Consider the following 9,384-nt stretch of genomic DNA (forward strand, 5'->3'; position numbering starts at 1 on the left):
TTCACCGTTTCGAGCTGCAGCAGCACATCATGGGCGGGGCGATAGAGCAGTTCGCCCTGTTCCGTCAGGATCAGGCCGCGGGCATGGCGGTGGAAGAGTTTGGTGCCGACGTCCTGCTCCAGCGCGCTCACCTGACGGCTGATCGCGGATTGGGAGAGATGCAGTTTGTCGGCCGCATGCGTAAACGAACCGGCCTCGGCAGCCGCGTGAAAAATACGCAGCTTGTCCCAATCCAATGGCATCCCCCCACCCCTCATAGCCGATTTTACTCCGCGGCCACGGCGACGGGCATGTGGCCCGTGAGATAACGCTCGGCTTCGAGGGCGGCCATGCATCCCATGCCGGCGGCGGTAACCGCCTGCCGGAAGGTATCGTCCGTCACGTCACCCGCAGCATAGATCCCCTCTATGCTGGTTGCGGTCGAATCCGGAGCGGTCCAGAGATAGCCGTTGTCCTTGAGCTTGAGCTTGCCCTTGAAAAGTTCGGTTGCCGGTGCATGGCCGATCGCCACGAAGACGCCATCGACCGAAACGTCGCTGATGGCGCCGGTGCGGGTATCGCGCAAGCGCGCGCCGGCAACGGAGGGCGGCATCGGCGGTTTCGCCGGCATGCCGGTGATTTCGGCGACTTCGGTGTTCCAAAGAACCGTCACATTCTCCTTCGAGAAGATGCGCTCCTGCAGGATCTTTTCGGCGCGGAACGCATCACGGCGATGCACCACCGTCACCGACTTCGCGATGTTGGAAAGATAAAGGGCTTCCTCGACGGCGCTGTTGCCGCCGCCAACGACGATGACGTCCTTGTTGCGATAGAAGAAGCCATCGCATGTGGCGCAGGCTGAAACGCCAAAGCCCTGGAAATGCTGTTCGCTTTCGATGCCGAGCCATTTTGCCTTGGCGCCGGTCGCAATGATCAGTGTATCGGCGGTCCAGACCTGGCCGCTGTCGGTGCGCGCCACGAAGGGCCGCTGGTTCGTCTCGACCTCGGTGACGATGTCGCTGACGATCTCTGCGCCGACATGCTTGGCCTGCTGCAGCATCTGGTCCATCAGCCACGGGCCCTGGATCGGATCGGCAAAGCCCGGATAGTTCTCGACATCCGTCGTGATCATCAACTGCCCGCCTTGCTCCATCCCGGCGATCAGCACCGGCTTCAGCATTGCGCGTGCCGCATAGACTGCGGCCGTATAGCCCGCGGGACCGGAGCCGATGATGAGAACTTTAGTGTGTCGGGCAGTCATGGTCCGGATCCTTTGGTGGCAGGCATCCTGTCGAAGCCGTGCGAGATATCGTAATAAACGCTTTTGTATAGTCTAGGGATGAACCAAGCTACCTTTCAAGGGGACAGCATGGAATACGCACAAGTGCTTGCGTAATTATCATGGGCTATCCGCAGATGTTTTTGTTGGTTTGACCCCGACGCCCTCGTTTTCGCTGGCTGATGCTGTTATCGACCATTTCATCCACACCGCTACAACAGAGAGCCAGCAATGGGCAAGCGCCGATCATCATTTCCGTTGAAGCATCCGCGAGCGAGTACCAGGGATATTGAAAACAGTGTCTGACGAAAGGGGTATCGATTTTGTCTATGATGGATCTTTGACCTATTCTTCTCCCGGCCAATCAGTCAAGCGCGGCTCAACATCCCGCATTTGGGCATCAGATCAGATGAAAAAGCCTTAAGGATCAAGATGCATATGGGGCCGGTTTCGCGCTATTTCTGCCTCGCTAGAGGCTTGGTGTTGCCGAGGTCACTGCATCTCGGCAGCAACACGATTAAAGCAAGGCGGTGCGGTCGACGCTTAACGAGGACGATGTATGGATTGGCGCGGGTGTCAAGGGCAAGTTCGAACCTCAACTGAATATACTTTGGCAGCGAAGCGCGGCGTTTGAATTTGTCGCGGGCAATAATAGGAAGCGGCCCGCCAACGGCCGATCAAAAGAAACAGGAAGCTCTACCATGGTGATGCGCGTCGAACTTGATGCAATAGATATGAAGATTCTGCGCGAGCTTCAGAATGATGGCCGTATGACGAATGTCGAACTTGCCGAGCGGGTCGGTATATCAGCGCCGCCGTGTCTGAGGCGGGTGCGTAAGCTGGAAGAAACCGGCTTCATCCGTGGCTATCGGGCGCTCTTGAATGCGCCGGCGCTCGGTTATGATCTGGTGGCCTTCTGCATGGTCGGTCTGAAACATCAGTCGGATGCCAATCTGAAGGCATTTGCCAAGCAGACAGCCAATTGGCCGCTCGTGCGAGAGGCCTGGATGGTGTCGGGCGAATCCGATTTCCTTTTGCAGTGCGTCGCTGAGAACCTTGCGGGCTTTCAGGATTTTGTGATCGAAGAGCTCACGGCCACGGAGAATGTGGATACCGTGCGGACGATGTTGACCATCCGACAGGTAAAGGATGTCTCTCTCGTAGATATTTAGACATAATGGCGCGCGGTATCTCCGATTGTCGAAAAGGAACTGGTGCTGGACGCTCGGCGTCGAGGTCATCTCCCATTTCCCGAATGCGGGAGCGTTTCGCGCCGGTCGATCGGGCCGCGCTGAAGACACCGGAAGATGCACCTGTCGTTACGTCCATTGGACGCTTTGTTCCGCGCTGCCTGTCGAACCAGGAGCTGCTCGGCAAGGCTATCCTGGAAGCGTGCGCGCCGCACAAGCCGGTGGTCTCGAGCCGGTCGGAGGGGCCGAGCTGGGCGAACGGTCTCATTGGCGACGCCGGCGATGTCGATAGTTTCGCGAAGGCGAGCAGCGGCTGATCAATGATCCTGTTCTAGCCTCCAAGCTGGCGGCAACGAGACGATGATAAGCCGGGTTCTCGCAAGACGCGGTCGCCAGAACCTGTCTCGAACGTTTCAAGCGCAAGCCGAAGCCGATGGAATTGACCTCTACCGCCGCAGAAGATCCTCATAGACGGCCTTCAGAGCCGTCGCTTCGCCTTCCAGCGCAAAATTCGCCCGCACATGCGCGAGCGCAACCTCGCCACGGGCGAGCGTCCATTGTGGATCGGCGAGATAGGGGGCGATTGCCTTCGTGAGAGCTTCGCCATCGCCGGCCGGGACGACGCTTCCGTTCGTCCCGTCCTCGATCATTTCGGCATAGGCTCCGGCGTCCGATGCCACAACCGTAGTCTTCGAGGCCATAGCTTCGAGAGGCGTCAGCCCGAAACCTTCATTTCGGGAAGGGGCAACATATAGGGTTAGGCGGCGATACCAGACCTTGATGTCTGGCACTTCGCCCAGAAAGACGATCCGATCAGCAAGGCCGGCGGCGGCGACATCGGCCTGCAGCTTGTCGGCAAAAGCTTTATGCTCTGCCGTTACCCGACCGGAGATCACCGCCGTCCAATCTGGATGTTGCGGCAGCAGATCGATCATTGACCGAACGAAAAGGTCGGTGCCTTTCTGATGCCGGAGGCGGCCGAAGCAGCCGACGAGATACCTCCCGGGCAGGTCGGTGGCCTCTATGGTGTCCTCGGCAGTCTGGGGTGGATGGAAGAGTTCCAGATCGACGCCGTGGCGGATGACAATATGCGGCACCTGGAGGAAAGAACCGGACCGGGCATTGGTCGCGACGACTGCGTCCATCCGGCGGATAAGCCAGCGGGTGTAGGCGGTATGGCGGCGCTGGGCGGCCGACGTAAAAAGCAGCTTCAGCGGCATGCGCAACACGTGCCGCAGCACGATACCAGCGGCCATCTCGTTGTTGCGTCGTGCGTGCCATACGCGCTGCCGGCGTCCGGCTGACGGACGCCATGCGCCAAGAAGCTGTCTCCACGTCAGCTTCGGTAGGTCTTTCGGTAAGCCGGGGCCGAGCGTCGCAATCTTGATGCCGAGTCTGACCTGGAGGGGAATCAGCTGAACGATCGTCGACGTGACGCCGGACAGTCGCTGCTTGAAGTTCGGTGCGATGATTTCGACGTCAGCAATATCGATTGCGGCCGCCTTGACCGTCTCCGCCACAGGCAATCAACCCCAGGAGATCGACAGGACTTCGTAGGCTTTCGAGCCGCCCGGTGCGATGACCTCGATGGAATCGCCGACTACCTTGCCGATCAGCGCGCGGGCGATCGGGGAGGAGATGGAAATGCGGCCGGCTTTCACGTCGGCTTCCTGATCGCCGACAATCTGGTAGGTCTTTTCTTCCTCGGTGTCCTCGTCGACGAGTTTGACCTTGGCGCCGAACTTGATCTTGTCGCCGGACATCTTTGCAAGGTCGATCACTTCGGCGCGCGCCGTCAGGTCTTCGAGCTCGCTGATGCGGCCCTCGTTGTGGCTCTGCGCTTCCTTGGCTGCGTGATATTCGGCGTTTTCGGAAAGATCGCCATGGGCACGGGCTTCGGCGATCGCTTCGATGATGCGCGGGCGCTCCTCCTGCTGACGCCAGCGCAGCTCTTCCTGCAGCTTGACGAAACCACCCTGTGTCATCGGAACCTTATCAACCATTTTCCTGTCCTTTGATCTTCGTGTCCTATAGTCAGGCAGCGACACAAAAGAAAACAGGTCCCGAAGGGGACTTCGGAACCGTGCAATAATCCTAATCGCCCGCTTATAGCAGATCGTTGCCGCCGATTTCCATAAAATTCGTAATGTGGCGCGCCCGGCCGACTGTCTCCTCGCAGCACGCCGATCGCGTTGGTGAAGATGTGAGTCGGATCAAGCGCTTGGACAAGTAATCGCAGAGAGTGATTCAAGCCGTTAAGAAACGAAGTCAGGATCCGCAGGCAGATTCGGCGGATTGTAGGAGCTGGAATTCATCCGTTCCTTGACCGAGATATGGATCAGCGCATCGTCCCGAATGAAGCGCCGGTCGCTCAACGGAAAATAGATCGCATTGCGGTTGCCCTGCCGGCGCCAGGAATTTTCCGGCACCCGCCGCGGAATGTATTCAAGGATTTTCCACCCGGCGGTCATGGAATCATGGAAGGGAGCAGTGGCGTTCAGCGGCACATACTTCTTCCCGCCTTTTCCGAGCACGATGTCGTTAACGATGCGGGTGCGGTAGAGGAGCCCGGCCGGTTGCGTTTCCTGGATCATCCAGGCTAGGGGGATCTTGACTGCCCCGCTTTGCGCTTCCGGATAGCCGCCGCCGATATCGCCGTGGACGCCGGCGAACCATACTTCCCGGAAATTCTGCTTCGCCACCGGTGCCTTCGGCCGGAACGGGCGACCCCAATATTCCTGGTCCTGCTCCCAGAGCTCTGGCTGGATCATGGTCCGCCGTTCATCTATGGCGACTGCGTGCCGCACCCATTCGACGCTCGGGTTCTTACGGGTGAACGGATGGGTCTTGAACTGCGGAAACCATTTCCCCGTTTCGATCACTGAGGTCACCGTATCGAAAAGACCAAGCAGCTTTATCGGCGGGCGGGCGTTTTTTGGCATGCGTTCTTAGAAGAGCCTGGCGGCGAAAGGAGAAGACGGGGGCTCGCCACCATTCTGCGCAGCGCCGCCGGCTTTCTCTTCGTGCGCGGAAATTCCCTTGTAGGTCCTGTAGGCATAATCGAGCAGGTTGAGATGATGCCGGCTTGTAAGGCCGAAGGCATGGATGAAACCCGCTAGCACCCGCGCCGAATAGGCGCCACGGCTGAAGCCGAAGATGTAGATGCGGTCGCGGTCGGAATGCCGCCGAGCGGTGTCGGGCGGGCCGCGATCGTAGTTTTCGACCAGGAAGCGGTAGGCTTCCTTGACGTTCTGGTCGAGGCCCCAGCCCGTCGCGAGCCCGAAAACCTCATAGGATTTGCGAAGCAGTCTCGACCAGGCATTGGCCGCGCCGAACGTGCCGACGCCTGGATCGTAGTAGACGATCTGCTCATCCGAGCGTTTCAAGGTGCCGAATAGTCTGACAATATTGGTCCGGTCGGCCGAAATCTCGTTCGATGTGCCATCGAACAGAATGACGATGTTCTTTGCCATCAACCGCTCCGGATGTACCGCCGCAACGCTAACATCCGGGAGGTTTTACGGCAACTTCCGGTCGTCTAACGCTTGGAAATAGCTCTGCAGCGGGCGAACCTCGAGGTTGCCGGCCTTCAGCGCCTTGATCGCCTGGGCGGCTGCTTCGGCACCGGCCATGGTCGTGTAATACGGCACCTTCTGCATCAGGGTCGCGCGGCGGAGCGACTTCGAATCGGAGATCGCCTTGTTGCCGTCCGTCGTGTTGATGACAAGTTGGACCTGGCGGTTGCGGATCGCATCCTCGATGTGCGGCCGGCCCTCGAGCACCTTGTTGATCTTCGTCGCTTCGATGCCATTTTCAGCCAAGAAACGTTGCGTGCCGCCGGTGGCGAGTACCTTGAAACCTTCGCCTACAAGAACACGGATCGCAGGCAGCACGCGCGGCTTGTCGTGGTCGCGAACGGAGACGAAGACCGTCCCGTCACGCGGCAGTTCAACGCCGGCGCCGAGCTGCGACTTGGCGAAGGCAAGGGCGAAATCGGTGTCGAGGCCGATGACCTCCCCGGTCGAGCGCATTTCAGGCCCAAGCAGCGTATCGACGCCCGGGAAGCGGGCGAAGGGGAAGACGGCCTCCTTGACGGCAATGTGCTTCAGGGCGCGCGGGTCGGGCTTTTGGCCGTAGGCGGCGAAGGCCGCATCCAGCTTTTCGCCGGCCATGACGCGGGCGGCGATCTTGGCAATCGGCGCGCCGATGGTCTTTGCCACGAATGGCACGGTGCGCGAGGCACGCGGGTTGACTTCGAGCACGTAGACGGTGCTGTCCTTGATAGCGAACTGCACGTTCATCAGACCGCCGACATTCAGAGCCTTGGCCATGGCCTTTGCCTGGCGCTCGAGCTCGTCGAGCAAGTCCCCCGACAGCGAGCGCGGCGGCAGCGAGCAGGCCGAGTCGCCGGAATGGATGCCGGCTTCTTCGATGTGCTCCATGATGCCGGCGACGTAGACGTCATCGCCGTCGGAGAGGCAGTCGACGTCGACCTCGATAGCGTTCGCCAGGTAGCTGTCGAAGAGCAGCGGGTTCTTGCCGAGCAGCGTGTTGATCTGGCCGGTCTTGTCGTTCGGATAGCGCTGCTTGATGTCTTCCGGTACCAGTTCCGGAACGGTGTCGAGCAGATAGGTCTGCAGCATCGATTCCGAGTGGATGATCTGCATGGCGCGGCCGCCGAGAACGTAGGAGGGGCGTACAACCAGCGGGAAGCCGATTTCGGCGGCGACGAGGCGGGCCTGCTCGACGGAATAGGCAATTCCGTTGTTCGGCTGGTTGAGGTCGAGCTTCATCAGGAGCTTCTGGAAGCGGTCGCGGTCCTCGGCAAGGTCGATCGCATCCGGCGCGGTGCCGAGAATCGGGATGCCGTTCTTTTCCAGCGCTTCGGCAAGCTTCAGCGGCGTCTGACCGCCGAACTGGACGATGACGCCGACGACCTCACCCTTCTCCTGCTCGGCGCGCAGGATCTCGATCACGTCTTCGGCCGTTAGCGGCTCGAAATAGAGGCGGTCGGAGGTGTCGTAGTCGGTCGAGACGGTCTCCGGGTTGCAGTTGATCATGATCGCTTCGTAGCCGGCATCCTTCAGTGCGAAGGCGGCGTGGCAGCAACAGTAATCGAACTCGATACCCTGGCCGATACGGTTCGGACCGCCGCCGAGGATGACGACCTTCTTGCGGTCGGAGACCTGCGCCTCGGAGCGGGCGGCGCCGACGAAGGGCGTTTCGTAAGTGGAATACATATAGGCAGTCGGCGAGGCGAATTCGGCCGCGCAGGTGTCGATGCGCTTGAAAACCGGGCGGACATTCAGGCTGTTGCGAAGTTCCGCCACTTCTTTCGGACGCTTGTTCGTCAGCGTCGCGAGGCGCGCGTCCGAAAAGCCCATGGCCTTGAGCATACGCAGGTTTGCGGCGTCGCTCGGTAGGCCATGCTCGCGGATACGGGCCTCCATGTCGACGATCGCCTTGAACTGGGCGATGAACCACGGGTCGATCTTGGAGCCCTCGTGAACCTCGGCCTCGCTCATGCCCTGGCGCAACGCCTGGGCAACCATACGCAGGCGATCGGGCGTCGGCGTGCCGATCGCGGCACGGATGGCGTTTTGGCTGGACTCGCCTTCCTCGACGTCTGGAATTTCGATTTCATCAAGGCCAGTCAGCCCCGTTTCGAGGCCGCGGAGCGCCTTCTGCAGTGATTCGGCGAAGGTGCGGCCGATCGCCATGACTTCGCCGACGGACTTCATCGCCGTCGTCAAGATCGGCGAGGCGCCCGGGAACTTCTCGAAGGCAAAGCGCGGGATCTTGGTGACGACATAGTCGATCGACGGTTCGAAGGAGGCGGGTGTGGCGCCACCGGTGATGTCGTTTTCCAGTTCGTCCAGCGTGTAGCCGATCGCGAGTTTCGCCGCGACCTTGGCGATCGGGAACCCGGTTGCCTTGGAAGCGAGCGCCGAAGAGCGTGAAACGCGCGGGTTCATCTCGATGACCACGAGGCGGCCGTCCTTCGGATTGACGGCGAACTGGACGTTTGAACCGCCAGTCTCGACGCCGATCTCGCGCAGCACCGCAATTGAGGCGTTGCGCATGATCTGATATTCCTTGTCAGTCAGCGTCAGCGCTGGAGCGACGGTGATCGAGTCGCCGGTGTGGACACCCATCGGATCAATGTTTTCGATCGAGCAGATGATGATGCAATTGTCCGCCTTGTCGCGGACGACTTCCATTTCATATTCCTTCCAGCCGAGGACCGACTCCTCGATCAGAACTTCGGTCGTGGGCGAAGCATCGAGGCCGCCGCCGACGATGTCGAAGAATTCCGAACGGTTGTAGGCAATGCCGCCGCCGGTGCCGCCGAGAGTGAAGGACGGGCGGATGATGGCCGGCAGGCCGACGTCATCGAGCGCCTGAGCGGCGATCGCCATTGCGTGGTTCAAATAGCGCTGCTTGCGGTCGCTCTCGCCCAGGTTCCACTGGTTTTCCAGATCGTCCAGCGCAGTGTCGAGCGCGGCGCCCGAGAGGCTTTCGCGCAGCTTTGTGCGCTCCGCCTCGTGCATCTTGCGGTCGGCGTCCTTGATGTCTGTGGCGTTCGCCAGCATCGAGCGCGGCGTTTCCAGCCCGATGCGGGCCATGGCTTCACGGAAGAGGGCGCGGTCTTCCGCCATGTCGATCGCGGCCGGCTTGGCGCCGATCATCTCGACATTGTATCGGTCGAGCACACCCATGCGCTTTAGCGAAAGAGCCGTGTTCAGCGCCGTCTGGCCGCCCATGGTCGGCAGCAACGCATCCGGCCGCTCCTTGGCGATGATCTTGGCGACGACTTCCGGGGTGATCGGCTCGACATAGGTCGCGTCCGCAAGACCCGGGTCGGTCATGATTGTCGCCGGGTTGGAGTTGACAAGGATGACCCTGTAGCCTTCCTCCTTCAGCGCCTTGCAGGCC

At 60.5% G+C, this 9,384-nt stretch carries 6 protein-coding genes and 2 pseudogenes; 2 read left to right on the forward strand and 6 right to left on the reverse strand.

The genetic code is table 11. The features are described from left to right. Both C9413_RS21510 and trxB read right to left on the reverse strand, forming a co-directional pair. Positions 1 to 242 (reverse strand): annotated as a pseudogene (locus C9413_RS21510) (LysR family transcriptional regulator VtlR); the annotation flags it as partial. Positions 243 to 265: 23 nt separating this feature from the next. Next, positions 266 to 1,240 carry a thioredoxin-disulfide reductase gene (gene trxB, locus C9413_RS21515; protein ID WP_039845451.1) on the reverse strand — a complete coding sequence of 325 codons (975 nt, stop codon included), beginning with the start codon at positions 1,238 to 1,240 and terminating at the stop codon, positions 266 to 268. A gap of 719 nt (positions 1,241 to 1,959) precedes the next feature. On the opposite strand from trxB, the gene C9413_RS21520 reads away from it, so the two are divergent. Both C9413_RS21520 and C9413_RS21525 read left to right on the forward strand, forming a co-directional pair. Next, positions 1,960 to 2,430, forward strand: coding sequence for an Lrp/AsnC family transcriptional regulator (locus C9413_RS21520; protein WP_082046539.1), 471 nt, complete (start codon positions 1,960 to 1,962; stop codon positions 2,428 to 2,430). 83 nt (positions 2,431 to 2,513) lie between these two features. Next, positions 2,514 to 2,765 (forward strand): hypothetical protein, encoded by a 252-nt coding sequence (locus tag C9413_RS21525; protein WP_170250882.1) that lies wholly within the window; start codon positions 2,514 to 2,516, stop codon positions 2,763 to 2,765. A gap of 129 nt (positions 2,766 to 2,894) precedes the next feature. Here C9413_RS21525 and C9413_RS21530 read toward each other — a convergent pair whose 3' ends face one another. The 4 genes and pseudogenes from C9413_RS21530 to carB form a co-directional block, all read right to left on the reverse strand. Next, on the reverse strand, positions 2,895 to 3,935 hold the full coding sequence (locus tag C9413_RS21530) for a glycosyltransferase family 4 protein (protein ID WP_039846844.1): 1,041 nt from the start codon (positions 3,933 to 3,935) through the stop codon (positions 2,895 to 2,897). Between the two features lie 39 nt (positions 3,936 to 3,974). Then, positions 3,975 to 4,451, reverse strand: coding sequence for a transcription elongation factor GreA (gene greA / locus C9413_RS21535; protein ID WP_022714254.1), 477 nt, complete (start codon positions 4,449 to 4,451; stop codon positions 3,975 to 3,977). Between the two features lie 252 nt (positions 4,452 to 4,703). Beyond that, positions 4,704 to 5,921: pseudogene (locus C9413_RS21540) on the reverse strand (DUF2235 domain-containing protein). A 45-nt stretch (positions 5,922 to 5,966) separates the two neighbouring features. Further along, the coding region (carB, locus tag C9413_RS21545; protein WP_170250883.1) for a carbamoyl-phosphate synthase large subunit at positions 5,967 to 9,384 on the reverse strand (3,418 nt) is incomplete at its 5' end.

Source organism: Rhizobium sp. SEMIA 4085, assembly GCF_013004495.1.
Classification (GTDB): Bacteria; Pseudomonadota; Alphaproteobacteria; order Rhizobiales; family Rhizobiaceae; genus Rhizobium; species Rhizobium gallicum.

Bases quoted from the DNA above. Each gene is read 5' to 3' on its own strand.
- trxB (WP_039845451.1), bottom strand. From the start codon at position 1,240: ATGACTGCCCGACACACTAAAGTTCTCATCATCGGCTCCGGTCCCGCG.
- C9413_RS21520 (WP_082046539.1), top strand. From the start codon at position 1,960: ATGGTGATGCGCGTCGAACTTGATGCAATAGATATGAAGATTCTGCGC.
- C9413_RS21525 (WP_170250882.1), top strand. From the start codon at position 2,514: ATGCGGGAGCGTTTCGCGCCGGTCGATCGGGCCGCGCTGAAGACACCG.
- greA (WP_022714254.1), bottom strand. From the start codon at position 4,451: ATGGTTGATAAGGTTCCGATGACACAGGGTGGTTTCGTCAAGCTGCAG.